Below are 15,217 nucleotides of genomic sequence, written 5' to 3'. Positions count from 1 at the left end.
GCCACACCGTCGTCACCGGCCGATCCGCACACGCCGACGGCGTATCCACCGCCGCCACAGATCTCGGCCACCGTCTGGTCCACCAGCTCGCGATCGCGGCCGTTGACCACCACCGACACTCCACTGCCGGCGAGCTGATGAGCCACGGCCAGGCCGATACCGCGGGTGGCACCCGCGACTATCGCTGCCTGACCGGCCAAACCTGTTGCGCTCATCCGAGATTCGCACCCACGGGAGTGATCGGGATGGACGGTCCGCGGTTGCTGAACTCCCAGCTCGATCCCTTGCTGAACCGGGTGATGGCGACCTCGCCCGATTCCCGGATACTCTTGTCGCCGAGCGTTATCCGAACCCGAAGACCCCCCTCGTGGTCCTCGGCGGCGACTACCCACCGGTCACCGACGGCGGTGGCCGCCGCCTGCATCGGCTCCAGGTGATCGGCGTCGAGCACCGATACCCAGCCGCCGTCGAGGGCAGCGGGCGACTCATGGGGAATCGTCACCAGCACATCGTCTGTCCCGGAAGCATTTTCGACGGCCTCGGCGGTCACACCCGTGTACTGGACTGGCCCGAAACACGGATGCAGTTCGATCACCTTTGCCAGATCCGTTGCGTCCGAGCCCAACCCGAGTGCGTTGCGGACACGTTCGGCGGCGATTCCGGCGATCCCGCTGAGTTGTTTGCGGTAGATGTCGAGCACCTGCTCCACGTCAGCGGTCTGCCTGCGCACGCTCCACAGGAAACCGAGCGCGAGCAGTTGATGTTGCAGCGCAACCTCTTCGGCGACGCGGGTGAGCGCGGTATGCGACCATTCCCGGAATTGCAGATCGGCCACGAGCGGCCCACGGTAGTCGACCCAGCCGTCGGCGGCATCGGCGTCGATCGGTGAGAGCGCCACCGTCCCGGCGCGGGTCATGAACATCCGGGCGGCGTCCTCGGGCAGCGGCAGTTCGTCACGATCGGGTTCGATGGTGACGGTCCACGCGCAGTGCGGATGCCGGTCGGCCGGTGCCCGCGGCGGCCGGTGAATCGGCCGGATGCGGGCGCGCCGGTTGGTGGCGATGGCAGTGGCATCGAAGGTGGGGTCCTCGATGGTGTGGCACATGGTGGTGACGTACTCGTCGCCCATCGGTTCCACATCCAGCAGTGCCCCACAGTGATTGAGCACGAACGACCCGTGATACTCGTCTTCGATCTCGTACCGGAAGTCCATGAACTGCGGTGGTGCGCCGATGTCGAGCTGGAGGCATTTGAACATGTCCTCCACACCGTCGCCGTCGATGCCCAGGGCGGTGCGCATGCGGTGGGTGTACACGGGGCTGGCCGCCATCCACTCCTCGATGGCAACCTGCCCCATGACGTCGCGGCCGAACGCACCGATGAGGTGCGCCATGCCGCTGCGGTCGATCAGCTGACCGGTCAGCAGCAGTTCGGGCACGATGCCGGCCAACTGCTCCTGAGTCAGGTCACCGTACGGGGCTGTACTGGTCATCGGGCGATTACCAGAACTTGACCGGGGCGGTGCCGTAGTCGTACCAGCCGGGCAGGTTGCCGGGTGCCGACTTCTCCACCCGCTTGAGCATGGAGTCACTCATCTTCTTGTCCACCATCAGCTCCAGGAACAGAGAGGAGACGTTGCCGTAGTCGAAGAAGTCACGCTGCCAGGAGAATTCGAAGTTGCCGGCGTACTTGAACCACGATCCCTGGATGCCGTCGAGGGCGTAGTGGGAGCCGTCCTCGCGGGTGGCCTCGTACACCTGCTTCCACAGGCCGATCATGTCGCCGGTCTGATCGTCGATCACCCACGCCTGGTACGGGTAGGTCCAGCCTTCCAGGCCTTCCATCTCCTGACCGAGGGCGATGTCGCGGATCTCGTCGCGGCCGACGGCCATGAAGTCCTTCTTGGGACCGTAGTTCCAGCCGTAGGTGGCGTCCTCGGTGTAGAACTCGGCGAGCGGGCGCCAGTCACCGGCCTTCTCGGCCTCGATGTTGGCGGCCAGCCAACGTTCTTTCATCTCTTCGAGTTCGGCGCGATCAAAAGCCATGGTGTTTCTCCTGTTTCAGTCGTCTGGTCGTCAGTCTTCGACGATTCGTAGTGCTTGGGTGGGGCAGTACTGGACGGCCGCACGCACTTCGGCGCGCAGCGACTCGTCGGGTTCCTTGTCGAGAATCTCGACGTAATCCTTGTGCGCCTCGAAGACTTCCGGCGCCTCCAGTTCACACATACCGTGTCCTTGGCACAGATCCAGATCCACTTCGATACGCATCGCGAGTGCCTTTCTTACTGTGCTGCTTGTTGTCGGGCTGCCGGAACGACCCGGCGGCGATAGCGCACCTTGCACGGCTGGGCAAGCTGCACAACCATTTTCGAATGGTCATTGTGGTACGACTCCGGCGGCTGCGACAGCTCGAACTCATAATTCTGCAATAGCACCGAGAAGATCGCCTTGAGCTGCATAATGGCGAACGGCGCTCCGACGCAACGATGCCGGCCGGCGCCGAACGGAATCCACGTCCACCGGTTGGCCAGATCTTCCTGCCGCGGATCGAAATAGCGATCCGGATCGAAGGATCCGGCGTTCACGAAGTCGGGTTCGAGCTGATTGGAGACCGCGGGCGAGACGGCGATCGACTGCCCCTTGTGGACGATGTGCCCTTCGACCTCGATGTCCTGCTGCGCCACCCGCATCAGAATGATCAGCGGCGGATGTAGGCGCAGCGCCTCCTTGAGCGAGGCCTCCAGCTTGGGGATCTGCCGCATGGCGGCAAAACTGTAGGCGGGCTTGCCTTCTCCCTTGTCGGTGTAGATATCGTCGAGCTCTGCGACGACCTGCGCCATGTAGTCGGGGTGGCGCAGCAACTCCAGCAACGTCCAGGCGGCGGTGCCCTGGGTGGTGTGGTGGCCGGCGAACATCATGGAGATGAACATGCCGGTCACGGTGTCGGCGCTGAACATCGGCGTACCGTCGGCGTTCTTGAGTGACACCAGCACGTCGAGCAGGTCGCGCTTTTCCTTGTCCGGCTCCGGGTTTGCCTCGTACTCTTCGAGCACCCCGGCCATGAATTCGACGAGTTCGGCGCGGGCGGCGTCGCGGCGGCGGAAGCTTTCGATGTCGGCGTAGCAGTCGACGTAGGCGTACGGGTCGGTGCCGCGTTCGAGATCGTGATAGATCTCCGAGATCCGCTTGGACAGCTTCTCCCGGAACTTGCGGCCGATCAGGCACGACGACGACGTGTACAGCGTCAGCTCACCGAAGAATTCGAGCAGGTCGATCTCGCCCTCCTCGCCCCAGTTCGCGATCATCCGCTCCACCTCGTTGGGGATGGTGATGGCGTGCTGCTTCATGTGGGCGCCCTTGAGGGCCTGGTTGTGCAGCGCCTTCGACCGTTCCTCGGGGCTGGTGTCGAACACCACGCCCTCGCCGAACACCGGTGTCATGAACGGGTATGCGGCGGCCTGGTCGAGCACCTCGTCGGGGGCCCGGAAGAATTCCTCGTTGGCCTGCGCACCCGTGACGAGGACCACCTCGCGGTCGGCGAGCTGGAATTTCCCGACGTCGCCGCATTCGTTGCGAATCCGCCAGAACAGGGCGATGGGGTCGGTAGCGAGTTCTTCGAGATGGCCGTACTCGCCCTCTCCCCCCGACACCCGCTTGGGTTCTTTCAGATCTTCACGCAGGTCTGATTCGTCGATGACGGTCATGACTCGTCAGTCCTTTCACTAGAGAAGTTTTTCCATGGGCTGATTTCTGTATTCCGCGGCCACCTTCGTGACCCCACGGCCACCTTCTTGGTCCCGCAACCACCTTCGTGACCCCGCAACCACCTTCTTGGTCCCGCAACCACCTTCTTGACCCCGCGACCACCTTCTTGGTCCCGCAACCACCTTCTTGATCCCTGAGGGCGTCGCGCGAGCTTGCGAGCCGACGCGTCTCGAAGGGTCCGGTGAGACGAGGCTCCCAACGGGATTCGAGGTGGTTGCGGCAGGTGCGAAACGTCACCGGACCCTTCGAGACCCTCGCTCCTTCGTCGCTTCGGCCTCAGGGATCAAGAGGGTGCTTCGGCTCAGGGGTCAAGAGGGTGGTCATTGGGATCGTTTCGCTTTGGGGACGGCACCTTCGGCTTCGACCTCGACGATGCGCATGTGCGCGCCGCGGGGCATGCCGATCATCCCGGCGATGGCCTGGGCGATGTGTTCGGGTGAGAGGAAGTTGCCGTGCCGGGCGATGCCGAACTTGATCCAGTCGTTGAGCATGTCCTCGGTGGTCTTCTGGTCCAGGTCCATGCCCATGCCGGTGAGGGTCTGCCCGGGCCGCACCAGCCCGGCGCGCACGCCGGTGCCTTCGAGTTCCATCTGCACGGTGGCCACCAGGCCGTCGATACCGGATTTGGCGGCCACGTACGCGGAGGAGAAGGTGCGCGGACGCTGCGTCACATCGGACCCGATGAACACGAAATCGCCACGACCCCGCTCGATCATGCCGGGAATCACCGCCCGGTACAGCCGGTAGGCGCCGTTGAGGTGGATGTTGATCTGGTCGGTGAACTGCTCCACCGGCTGTTCGAACGACCGCCCGACGGCCAGATCACCCGCACCGGACACCACCACTTCCAGAGCACCCAGTGCCGCTTCGGCTTTGGCGACGCAGTCGAGGACGGACTGTTCGTCGGTCACATCCAGCGGGACGGCGACGGCCTCACCACCGGCCGCGGTGATCTTGTCGGCCAGTGCCTGCAGCTTGTCGACGCGGCGCGCGGTGAGCGCCACCGGATATCCGGCCGCCGCAAGCCATTCGGCGGTTGCCGCACCGATGCCCGAGGAGGCGCCGGCGACGAGGACGGGACGGCGGTCGGGATGAGGAATGAATGCCATCAGCGGGCCTGCACTTTCATCGGGAGTTCGGCGAATCCGCGCACATTCACCGAATGCACCCGGACGGCCTTGTCGAAGTCGATTTCGTAGTTCTTGACGGTGCCGATCACCTGCTCCAGGCCGATATTGCCTTCGAGGCGCGCCAGGTGGGAGCCGAGGCAGAAGTGCGTTCCGATACCGAAACTCATCAGAGACTGCCCATTGTCGCGGCCGAGGATGTACTTGTCGACGTCGGGGCCGAACACATCGACATCGCGGTTGGCCGAGCCGATCAGCAGCAGCACCCGATCGCCTTCGGGGATGGTGACTCCACCGAACTCGGCGTCGGCCATTACCTTGCGCAGCACCATCTGGCTCGAATTGTCGTACCGCAGAGTCTCTTCGGTCCAGTCGGGAACCAGCTCGGGGTCGGCCAGCACGCGGGCCAGCTGGTCGGGATTACGTGCCCCCCAGTAGACCGCGTTCGCCAGGAGTTTGGTGGTGGTCTCGTTGCCGGCGACGATCATCAGGATCATGAAGCCGATCAGTTCGTCGTCGGACAGGGAGGTCTTATCCCCCGTCGCGTCGTCGAGGATCTCGGCGGTGAGCAGCGCCGACACCATGTCCTCGCCCGGGTTCTTGCGGCGATCGGCGATCAATTCGGTGTAGTAGCGGTGCAATTCGAGATACGCGTACACGGCAGACTCGGGCACGTCGAGCACGCCTTCGTCACGGTGCACGAGTGCATCCGACTGTGCGCGTAGGTGGGCGCGGTCGGATTCGGGGACGCCGAGCAGTTCGGAGACGACATCCATCGGCAGGAGACCGGCGAAATCACTGACGTAGTCGAATTCGCCCTTGTCCAGGCACACCTGCCAGTGCTGGGCGGTCAATTCCCGGATGCGTGCGCCGAGTTCGTTGACCCGGCGCGGGGTGAATCCCTTGGACACGAGCTTGCGGATGCGCATGTGCTTGGGATCGTCCATCGCCAGGAACGACATCGCCAGGTGTGCATTGGGTCCGTACGACGACGGGTCCATCGACACACCCCAGCTGTTGGACAGCCGGACGGTGTCACGAAATGCGTTCCGCACGTCCTCATGTCGCGAGAGTGCCCAGAAATCCTGGGAGGCGTTGTAGTACACGGGTGCCTCGGCGCGCAGCCGGGCGTAGGTGGGGTACGGATCCTCGTGGAATTCATACGAATACGGATCGAAGGGAACGATGTGTTCCATTCCCGCACGCGTGGCGGTGTCGGTCATTGTTGGTGCTCCATAATCATTCGGGCTGCGGCGACAAGTCTGTCGGAGGTCTGTTCGTAGCTCAGGTGACCCATGCCGGCGTGGACGAGACCACCGGCGTACAGCATTTCCAGGGCGTCGACAACGGGTCCGGGGTTCTCGGGGTCGGCCCCGACGGCCTCGGCGAGACGGACGCGGATGAATCCGCCGATCCGCCAGCGCAGGTGTTCCACATCGGGGTCGGTACCCAGCAGTGCGACCGTGACCGCCCCGCCGAGCTGCCCCTCCCCCGCGACCACCAGCGACACCGCCCGGAGCACCCCGGCCACCCGATCGATGGGCGCCAAGAACGGATCGGGAGCCGCGACCCCATCGGCGAGTCTGCGCCAAAATACCTCGGCCACAAGGTGACTCTTGGACGAAAAGTACGTGTAGGCGGTGGCCGGCGCAACCCCGGCACGCTTGGCCACCATCCGGACGGTGAGCCCGTCGAAACCCTCGGTGTTGAGCACATCGACGGCGGCGTCGGTCAGCTTGGCGACGGTCTCGGCCTGCTGGGCCGTGAGGCGGCGGCGCGTACTTTCCTGAGACACGGGGCTGGACATGTGAGCGACACTACACTAGGTTTGAACGCGAGTCCAGACACCTGTCCAGATGGAGTTCCAGCACATGACACTACGCCCGGCAGTCGCCTCCGATCTGCTGATCGACGGCAAACTCGTACCCGGCTCCGGTGGCACTTTCGACATCGTCAACCCCGCCACCGAGGAGGTCATCGGCCAGGCCGCCGATGCCACCCCGGCCGACATGGACAGTGCGATCGCCGCCGCCCGCAACGCCTTTGACACCACCGACTGGTCGCGTGACCACGCACTGCGGGCCCGGTGCCTGCGTCAGCTGCGCGACGCGCTGCTCGCCCACGCCGACGAACTGCGCGAGCTCACCGTCGCCGAAGTGGGATGTCCGGTGTTCCTCACCCACGGCCCGCAGCTCGAGGGCCCCATCACCGACCTCGGATACTTCGCCGACCTCGCCGAAAGCTACGCCTGGACCCGCGATCTGGGCGAGGCCAAGCCGATGGGCATCAAGAACCATCGCGAATTGCGTTCAGAGGCAGTGGGTGTGGTCGGCGCGATCACCCCGTGGAACTTCCCGCACCAGATCAACTTCGCCAAGATTGGCCCCGCATTGGCGGCCGGCTGCACCGTGGTGCTCAAACCCGCCCCCGACACCCCGTGGTGCGCGGCGCTCGTAGGCAAGGTGATCGCCGAGGAGACCGATTTCCCGCCCGGCGTCATCAACATCGTCACCTCCTCCGATCATGCTGTGGGCGCACAGCTTTCGTCCGATCCGCGGGTAGACATCGTGTCGTTCACCGGGTCCACGGCCACCGGCCGTAAGGTGATGGCCGCCTCCGCCGAATCCCTCAAGAAGGTGTTCCTGGAACTCGGCGGCAAGTCGGCGTTCATCGTCCTCGACGACGCCGACCTCGGCTCGGCCTGCGCGATGGCCGCGTTCGCGGTGGTCACGCACGCCGGTCAGGGCTGCGCCATCACAACCCGCCTGCTCGTGCCTCGTGAGAAGCTCGCCGACGCCATCAAGGCCACCGGCAACGCGATGGCCGGGCTCGCCGCCAACGATCCGACCGATCCCGGAACCATCTGCGGCCCACTGATTTCGGCGACGCAGCGGGATCGGGTCGAGTCGTACATCAAGCTGGCCGTCGAAGAGGGCGGCACCATCGAGGTGGGTGGTGGGCGTCCGGCCGACAAGGACAAGGGCTTCTACGTGCAGCCGACGCTGATCTCCGGCCTGGACAACTCGGCTCGGGTCGCGCAGGAGGAGATCTTCGGCCCGGTCCTGGTGATCATCGCCCACGACGGTGACGACGACGCGATCCGCATCGCCAACGACTCCCCGTACGGTCTGTCGGGCATGGTCTACGGCACCGACGAGGCCCGCATCAACAAGGTCGTCGACGGTGTGCGCACCGGCACGATGGGCATCAACGGCGGCATCTGGTACTCCGCCGACGTCCCCTTCGGCGGCTACAAGGCCTCCGGCATCGGCCGCGAAATGGGCGTCAACGGTTTCGAGGAATACCTCGAAGTCAAGGCCGTCGCCAAACCCGCGTAGCTCGGTCATGCCCTCGTCTCACCGGACCCTTCGAGACGCTGTCGGCTCGCAAGCTCGCGCGACAGCCCTCAGGGGTCAAGACGCCTCCCGCAACCAAGAAGCAACCAACCATCTTGATCCCTGAGGCCGAAGCGACGAAGGAGCAAGGGTCACGAAGGGTCCGGCGACCTTTCGACACCTGAAGCAACCACCCCAGCAGCAACAACCAACAGAAAGAAGAACCCCCCATGAGTTCCGGACGTTTTGACGGCAAGAACATCATCGTGACCGGCGCCGCCGGTGGCATCGGCGAAGCCTACGCCCGTGGCCTGGCCGAGGAAGGCGCGAGCGTAATCGTCGCCGACCTCAACGACGAGGCCGGTGAGAAGGTGGCCGCCGACATCGGTGGCCGCTACATCCACACCGACGTCGCCGACCCCGAATCCGCCCTCGCCCTGGCCGAATTCGCTGCCGAGTCCGGCCCCGTGCACGGCCTGGTAAACAACGCCGCCATCTACGGCGGCATGAAGCTCGACTTCCTGATCACCGTCCCGTGGGATTACTACAAGAAGTTCATGTCGGTCAACCTCGACGGCGCCCTGAACGTGACCCGCGCGGTGTACCCGAAGATGACCGAGGGCGGCTCCATCGTCAACCAGTCGTCGACGGCGGCGTGGATGTACAGCGGCTTCTACGGCCTGGCCAAGGCCGGCATCAACAACCTCACCTTCCAGCTGTCACAGGAACTGGGCGGCAACCGGATTCGCGTCAACGCGATCGCCCCCGGCCCCACCGACACCGAGGCCACCCGCACCAGCACCCCGGAGGAGATCGTCAAGGACATGGTCAGCAAGCTGCCGATCAAGCGTTTCGGCAAGGCCGAGGACCACGTCGGGATGCTCAAGTTCCTGCTGTCGGACGAATCGTCGTGGATCACGGGCCAGATCTTCAACGTCGACGGCGGCCAGGTGTACCGGGCATGAGCGAGAACACGATTCGCCTGGGCTATGTGGGCCTGGGCAACATCGGCGGACCGATGGCCACGAGCCTGGCCAAGTGGGAGGGCGGCATGACCGTCTTCGACCTGTCCGACGACGCCGTCGCCAAACTCGTCGATGCCGGTGCGGCCAAAGCGGATTCGCTCGCCGATCTGGCCGCGAACGCCGACATCATCGGCATCTGCGTCCTCAACGACGCCCAGGTGCGCACTGTGGTCTCGGGTGAGGGCGGACTGTTGTCGACCGCCGCGCCGGGCACGATCATCGCGATCCATTCGACGATCGGTCCGCAGACCGCGATCGACCTGGCCGCCGAGGCATCCGAAAAGGGCGTGACCGTCCTCGACGCCCCGATTTCCGGGGGTGCGATCGCCGCCCAGTCGGGCCGACTGGCGGTGATGGTGGGCGGTCCGCGCGAGGCGTACACGCGACTCAAGGAGCCCTACAAGCTGACCGCGGAAATGCTGATCCACGCCGGTGACGAGGTGGGCGCGGGCACCAAGATGAAGCTGGCCCGCAACCTACTGCATTTCATTGCCTTCACAGCCACCGCCGAGGCCTCCCGGCTGGCCGAGGCCGCCGGCATCGACATCACCAAGCTGGGCAAGGTGGTCCGGCACACCGACTCGATCACCGGCGGTGCCGGGTCGATCATGTTGCGCGAGAACACCGCCCCCATCGAGGCGGACAATTTCTGGTATGGCATCTTCGCTCCCGTCCGCACTCTCGGTGAGAAGGATCTGTCGCTGGCCCTGGAACTGGGCAAAGAATTGGGCGTCGAGCTGCCGCTCGGCGAGATCGCGCTGCGTGATTTCGCCGCCGCGATCGGCGTCCCACATACCGAAGGAGAATCCGCATGAGCGATCAGGAGCAGACCGAGATCCGCAAGAAGGGTCTGGCGAAGATGTCGGAGGTGTACGGCTGGGAGATGTCCGACGGTCCGGGCGACTACTTCGCGCACACCTGCGACCAGGTGTTCGGCACGGTGTGGACCCGCGAAGGTCTCACCAACCGCGACCGTCGCCTGCTTCTGCTCGGCGCGCTCGCCGCGTCCGGCCAGGACGACGTCGCCGAAATCCAAGCTGGCGCCGCGCTGTCCAACGGCGAGCTGACCCCGCACCAGTTGGAGGAGATCTCCCTGTTCCTCTGCTACTACGTCGGCTGGCCGCTGGGCACCAAGATGCACTTCATGTTCGGCAAGGTCATCAAGAACTTCGAGAAACAACAGGCCAAGGCCGCCGAGTGACCCTGGTGCGTCATGCACCCGTCTCACCGGACCCTTCGAGACGCGTCGGCTCGCAAGCTCGCGCGACGCCCTCAGGGATCAAGATGTCTCCCGCAACCACCCTCTTGATCCCTGAGGCCAAAGCGACGAAGGAGCAAGGGTCACGAAGGGTCCGGCAACCATCAACGCATGACCCCACCACCCCCACCCCAACCACCCTCTTGATCCCTGAGGCCGAAGCGACGAAGCAGCAAGGGTTCACGAAGGGTCCGGCGACCATCGACGCATGACGTATCCACCGCCACCCCAATCACCAGGAGAACAATGAAATTCGAACCGCTGTCCGGGGGCAACGGGTGCTCGTTGCTGAGCGCCGTTCCCGGCCCCGACCTCGCTGCCGCCGGATACACCGAAACCGAGTACGCCGCTTCGGGTTCGGTGACGGGTCTGACGCCCGACGGCCCGGTCGGGGAGGCGGAGTTCACTACGCGGGTCCTGGTCCGCAGGCCCGCCGACGGCGCCGCGTTCAACGGCACCGTGGTGGTGGAGTGGCTGAATGTGAGCAGCGGCAACGACACCCCGGCCGAATACACGTATGTGTCACCGGAATTGGTGCGTGGTGGATACGCGTGGGTCGGCGTGTCGGCGCAGTTCGTCGGTGTCGAGGGTGGTTCGGGGTCGGTCGGTATCGGAGGTGACAGCCTGGCCACCAAGGATCCGGAACGATATGGTGCGCTGCACCATCCCGGTGATGCCTACTGTCACAACATCTTCGCCGAGATCGCCGACGCCCTGCGCACCGGTGATCCGCTCGCGGGATTGACCGTCGAGAAGCTCCTGGCGGTGGGTGAATCGCAGTCGGCGATGGCCCTGACCACCTACGTCAATACGTTCGCCGCCGAACACAAGGTGTTCGACGGCTTCCTGATTCATTCCCGCGCACTGGCCGGACTCCCGCTGGGCCCGATCGGCGCTGGCGTTGACGTCACCGAAACCTTCCGCGGCGCACCGGCGCCCATCCATGACGGACTGTCGGTACCGGTGTTCACAGTACAGACCGAAACCGACCTGCTCACCAATTTCCGCTATCACCTGGCCCGGCAACCGGATTCGGATCTTATCCGCACCTGGGAGGTGGCCGGTTCGGCACACGCCGACCTGCATCAGGTGGGCCCGTTCGAGGAGTACCTCGGCTGCCCCGACCCAGTGAACCGCGGCCAGCAACGCTTCGTCCTGCGGGCGGCGTTGCGCCACTTGAACACCTGGGTACGCGACGGTATCGCACCACCGGTCGCGCCGCCGCTGTCGCTGAGCACCACACTGCTCGGCGAGGAGACGGCCGAGCCGTTCTTCGACGTCGATGATCTGGGCAATGCGCTCGGCGGTGTCCGGACCCCCTGCGTCCAGGCCCCCACCCAGATTCTGTCCGGCATTGTGCCCGATGCTATTTCGCGCATCTGCATGCTGTTCGGCTCCACCAAGCCGATCGACTCCGGCGCGCTGACCGCCCGCTACGGCACCCGCGATAACTATCTCGACACCTACCGCTCCCACGCCGACGCCGCGATAACCGCCGGTTTCGCCCTCCCCGACGATCTCGACGAACTACTCGCCGACGCCCGCCCCGACCTCATTCCCGACTAGCGTCACCCGACGATCAATGGGGTGTTCCTCGAAATGGCGTCAAAATCGCTGTCGGAGTGGATGACCGGAATCCCGGAACGAATCGCATGCGCCGCGATCAGGCAGTCGATCAATTTGCGCACGGTCTCGCCGCCGCGGCGACATGACCGATAAATCGCGGCAGCATCCTCGAAGTCGGTCGACTGCGTCGTGATCAGCGTCGCCCGGGCGAGCAACCCACGAAGATCGCGGAGATGACGTTCGTCGCGTGCACCGGCAAGAAGCTCCATCCGGTCCGGATCGCACACGGCGACCTCCCGATCAAGGAGTTCGTCGACCCGGTTGCAGACCGGACTCCCGGTGTTCCGAAGAAACTCGATCCACGCGGAAGTAGCGATGAGGATCACTCGAACCGCCCGGCACGTATCTCATCGAGGTCGCCATCCCAGCCCGAACCGCGCGGACCGCGCGCATCCTCCACGGACAGGGCTTCCTGGGCAAGTGCCCTCAGCGCGTAGTTGACCGCGTCGCTCTTGGTTGCGAGGTGATAGCGGTGCATAACGAGGTCGCAGGCCGCGTCATCGATATCGATATTGGTGTGAGACATACACCAACAATGCACCAACCGAGTGCGTCAGACCTTGGTAACCTCCACGACAATTGCGACTTCGCTTCGTGCGCGTTGTACTGCGGAACTGCGGCTCGGCGTCGGTCATGAACCCGTGATTGACCGCCCAGCTCTCCGTCGCCGACCACCTCGCCGGTTGAGGTGCGAGGTCGCCCGGCGACCGAGCCTCGAAACCACGCAAGTCGACATTGTCATCTCACCGGATTTCGAGGCTCGCGGGGATCGCGCCTCAATCGGCGGAGGTGGCAAACAACACTCTTCACACGGTGAGGACGACCTTGCCGGTGGCGGCGCGCGCTTCGAGGCACTGCAGGGCGTCGACGGCCTTGTCGAGCGGGAAGGTCGGTCCGAGAACTGGTTTGAGGGCACCGCTACGCAAATGCGGCTCCATCGCGGCCCATTCACCGGCGATGTGGCCGGGCCGGGGCAGGCAGTAGGCGCCCCAGCCGACGCCGGTGACGGAGATGTTGTTGAGCAGCAGGCGATTTACGGCGACGGTGGGGATCGAGCCGGCGGTGAAGCCGATGACCAGCAGGCGGCCATGTTCGCGAAGGGTGCGCAGCGAGTCGGTGAACCGGTCGCCACCCACCGGGTCGACGACGATGTCGACGTTCTTGCCGACGGCATCCTTGAATCCGTCGGCGAGCACATATTCGTCCGCTCCGGCAGCCAGCGCGATCGCGCCCTTCTCGTCGGTGGACACCACGCCGATCACACGTCCGGCGCCGAAGGCCTTGGCGATCTGGATGGCACTGGTGCCGATACCGCCGGCCGCACCATGGATGAGCACAGTCTCACCTTCGGCAAGATGTCCGCGTTCAATGAGCGCGAAGTAGGACGTGCCGTAGTTGAACAGGAACGACGCGCCTTCCTCGAACGACACCGAGTCGGGCAGCTTGAACGTCAGATCCGTCTGTGCCACAACCTGTTCGGCGAATCCACCCAGCAACGGCAGCGCACACACCCGGTCCCCGGCCACCAGACCCGACGATTCGGGTGCCGACACCACCACACCGGCCACCTCGGCACCCGGAATGAACGGCAGCGGCGGCTTGACCTGGTACAGCCCACGGGTTTGCAGTAGTTCGGGAAACGCCACACCGGCGGCCTTGACGTCGATCAGCACCTTGCTGTCGTCGGCCGGTGCGGGCACGTCGACGACCTCGATCGCCTCCGGACCGTCGAGCTTGCTGATGTGAATGGCGCGCATTGGCGGCTGAACCCTTTCGGCGGAGGGCGCGGCGAATCCCGCGCCGATGCCCACAACCCTACCTGAACCCACATTCAACTTCAATGAGCAGGGATGGCACCCTACATGCGGGCACGCGGGCCACGTACTCGCTCAATGATGAGGCCCGGACTCGGCTACCTCTCCGCCACCCGGCACACTTCCCGCCGCCGATCGTTCAGTCGAAGACGTCGCTGATCGCTTCCGCCGTGGCCGCCCGGCTCAGCCATGCCTCGAGCAACTCGACATCGCCACAACCCCGCACGCGTTCGCGCACCTCGTCGGGCACGTCGATCCCCCGCGCCCGAAGGACGGTCAGGACAGCAACACCAGCTTCCTCGGCCTTGCCCTCAGCCTTGCCTTTGGCCTCACCGTCACCGAAGTGCTTCCGTGCGAATGGGGATTGATGTTTCCATGTCGTCGTAGTCATAAGTCGCTCCCAACGCGCGCGGGCAGCCCCCGAAAGCACCGCCCAGATCAATTCAGAATACACATAGCCATGCTCGGGATCAGTGCCGATCGTGTCGGCCAACGCCTCCAAAACCCCAGGTACATCGTGGTGCGTCATCGCTGACAGCATCGCCAGTTCCGTACTCGACCGAGCCCGGTCAACATCAGCGACAACCGGCACCACCTGCGGCCCCACCACGATCGGCGTGATCACCGACGCACTCCCGATCTGGATCGGTTGCGCCGCCCACCGCGCCACGCCGTCATCGACGCACACCACCAGTACCTCGACCGGGCACCGCAGTCGCTGCCGCAACGAGATCACATAGCTCGGCCACGAATACGCCTTGTCGCCGTCGCGACCCAACTGCACCTCGACGACAATCCCCAGGACCGCACGACCGCCCCGATTGAGGGTGACCACCGCATCGGCCCGCCGCTCGGTCGGTACCACCTCACTCAGATCCGCCGACCCGATCTCCGCCGACTCATACTCGGGCACAACAAGATCCGCGACGCCGGTGAGCATCTCCCCCGCAAACGCCGGACACAACCGGATCAACTCGACGATCGCCTCATGCCGCATCGATACCATACTCGCGAGCATAGAAGTCACCTACGACATCGATACCTGTCGGCAACCCGGCCGACCGTGTCCTTTCGATGGCAGTCCGCCACCCGGGCGCGCCGGTGTTCGCGCCGCAGACGACAACGATCGGCGGGACTCACCGAGAGTTTCCGCCCATCAATCATGCTGCACAGACCCAGGATTCGGTCCGCCCGACCGAGTCGGCACTACGCGGTGGCGGTGCCACGACTTCACATCCGCAGTGCGCAAAGCTATTTCAGGTATTGAG

Annotated in this window: 17 protein-coding genes; 5 read left to right on the top strand and 12 right to left on the bottom strand. The window is 64.8% G+C overall.

What is annotated here, in order from left to right:
* The 8 genes from KDB67_RS10080 to KDB67_RS10045 form a co-directional block, all read right to left on the bottom strand.
* On the bottom strand, positions 1-215 hold a 215-nt coding region (locus tag KDB67_RS10080; protein ID WP_291015434.1), incomplete at its 3' end, for an SDR family NAD(P)-dependent oxidoreductase.
* Complete coding sequence (locus KDB67_RS10075; protein WP_291015432.1) at positions 212-1,492, bottom strand: hypothetical protein; 1,281 nt, start codon at positions 1,490-1,492, stop codon at positions 212-214. The genes KDB67_RS10075 and KDB67_RS10080, both read right to left, overlap by 4 nt.
* Before the next feature lie 7 nt (positions 1,493-1,499).
* Entirely contained in the window at positions 1,500-2,045 is a 546-nt protein-coding gene (locus KDB67_RS10070; RefSeq protein WP_291015430.1) for a nuclear transport factor 2 family protein, read from the bottom strand.
* Positions 2,046-2,075: 30 nt separating this feature from the next.
* Positions 2,076-2,267 (bottom strand): ferredoxin, encoded by a 192-nt coding sequence (locus KDB67_RS10065; protein WP_291015429.1) that lies wholly within the window; start codon positions 2,265-2,267, stop codon positions 2,076-2,078.
* A 14-nt stretch (positions 2,268-2,281) separates the two neighbouring features.
* On the bottom strand, positions 2,282-3,703 hold the full coding sequence (locus tag KDB67_RS10060) for a cytochrome P450 (protein WP_291015427.1): 1,422 nt from the start codon (positions 3,701-3,703) through the stop codon (positions 2,282-2,284).
* Between the two features lie 381 nt (positions 3,704-4,084).
* Positions 4,085-4,873 (bottom strand): SDR family oxidoreductase, encoded by a 789-nt coding sequence (locus tag KDB67_RS10055; RefSeq protein WP_291015426.1) that lies wholly within the window; start codon positions 4,871-4,873, stop codon positions 4,085-4,087.
* Positions 4,873-6,114 carry a cytochrome P450 gene (locus KDB67_RS10050; RefSeq protein WP_291015424.1) on the bottom strand — a complete coding sequence of 414 codons (1,242 nt, stop codon included), beginning with the start codon at positions 6,112-6,114 and terminating at the stop codon, positions 4,873-4,875. Before KDB67_RS10050 ends, KDB67_RS10055 begins: the two co-directional genes overlap by 1 nt.
* Positions 6,111-6,698, bottom strand: a complete 588-nt coding sequence (locus KDB67_RS10045; RefSeq protein WP_291015423.1) for a helix-turn-helix domain-containing protein — start codon at positions 6,696-6,698, stop codon at positions 6,111-6,113. The genes KDB67_RS10050 and KDB67_RS10045 overlap by 4 nt, the downstream gene beginning before the upstream one ends.
* Before the next feature lie 64 nt (positions 6,699-6,762).
* On the opposite strand from KDB67_RS10045, the gene KDB67_RS10040 reads away from it, so the two are divergent.
* From KDB67_RS10040 to KDB67_RS10020, 5 genes are all read left to right on the top strand, one after another.
* Positions 6,763-8,229 carry an aldehyde dehydrogenase gene (locus tag KDB67_RS10040; RefSeq protein ID WP_291015421.1) on the top strand — a complete coding sequence of 489 codons (1,467 nt, stop codon included), beginning with the start codon at positions 6,763-6,765 and terminating at the stop codon, positions 8,227-8,229.
* Positions 8,230-8,456: 227 nt separating this feature from the next.
* Entirely contained in the window at positions 8,457-9,191 is a 735-nt protein-coding gene (locus KDB67_RS10035) for an SDR family oxidoreductase (protein ID WP_291015419.1), read from the top strand.
* On the top strand, positions 9,188-10,066 hold the full coding sequence (locus KDB67_RS10030) for an NAD(P)-dependent oxidoreductase (RefSeq protein ID WP_291015417.1): 879 nt from the start codon (positions 9,188-9,190) through the stop codon (positions 10,064-10,066). The genes KDB67_RS10035 and KDB67_RS10030 overlap by 4 nt, the downstream gene beginning before the upstream one ends.
* Positions 10,063-10,452, top strand: coding sequence for a carboxymuconolactone decarboxylase family protein (locus KDB67_RS10025; RefSeq protein WP_291015416.1), 390 nt, complete (start codon positions 10,063-10,065; stop codon positions 10,450-10,452). The genes KDB67_RS10030 and KDB67_RS10025 overlap by 4 nt, the downstream gene beginning before the upstream one ends.
* A 303-nt stretch (positions 10,453-10,755) precedes the next feature.
* Positions 10,756-12,075, top strand: a complete 1,320-nt coding sequence (locus tag KDB67_RS10020) for an alpha/beta hydrolase domain-containing protein (protein WP_291015415.1) — start codon at positions 10,756-10,758, stop codon at positions 12,073-12,075.
* A 2-nt stretch (positions 12,076-12,077) separates the two neighbouring features.
* Here KDB67_RS10020 and KDB67_RS10015 read toward each other — a convergent pair whose 3' ends face one another.
* The 4 genes from KDB67_RS10015 to KDB67_RS10000 form a co-directional block, all read right to left on the bottom strand.
* Complete coding sequence (locus KDB67_RS10015; RefSeq protein ID WP_291015413.1) at positions 12,078-12,461, bottom strand: PIN domain nuclease; 384 nt, start codon at positions 12,459-12,461, stop codon at positions 12,078-12,080.
* The gene (locus tag KDB67_RS10010; RefSeq protein ID WP_291015411.1) at positions 12,458-12,661 is read right to left on the bottom strand and encodes a type II toxin-antitoxin system VapB family antitoxin; all 204 of its coding nucleotides are present in this window, start codon (positions 12,659-12,661) and stop codon (positions 12,458-12,460) included. The genes KDB67_RS10015 and KDB67_RS10010 overlap by 4 nt, the downstream gene beginning before the upstream one ends.
* 280 nt (positions 12,662-12,941) lie before the next feature.
* A complete protein-coding gene (locus KDB67_RS10005; protein WP_291015409.1) occupies positions 12,942-13,892 on the bottom strand; it encodes an NADPH:quinone oxidoreductase family protein in 951 nt (316 codons plus the stop codon).
* Between the two features lie 196 nt (positions 13,893-14,088).
* Positions 14,089-14,967: a hypothetical protein gene (locus tag KDB67_RS10000; protein WP_291015408.1), complete on the bottom strand. Its 879-nt coding sequence runs from the start codon at positions 14,965-14,967 to the stop codon at positions 14,089-14,091.
* Between the last annotated feature and the right edge of the window lie 250 nt (positions 14,968-15,217).

Origin of the sequence: Gordonia sp. (in: high G+C Gram-positive bacteria) (genome assembly GCF_020438995.1) — a bacterium.
Classification (GTDB): Bacteria; Actinomycetota; Actinomycetes; order Mycobacteriales; family Mycobacteriaceae; genus Gordonia.
Note: the sequence above shows the minus strand (reverse complement) of the source record. Positions and strands in the feature narration are given on the sequence as shown.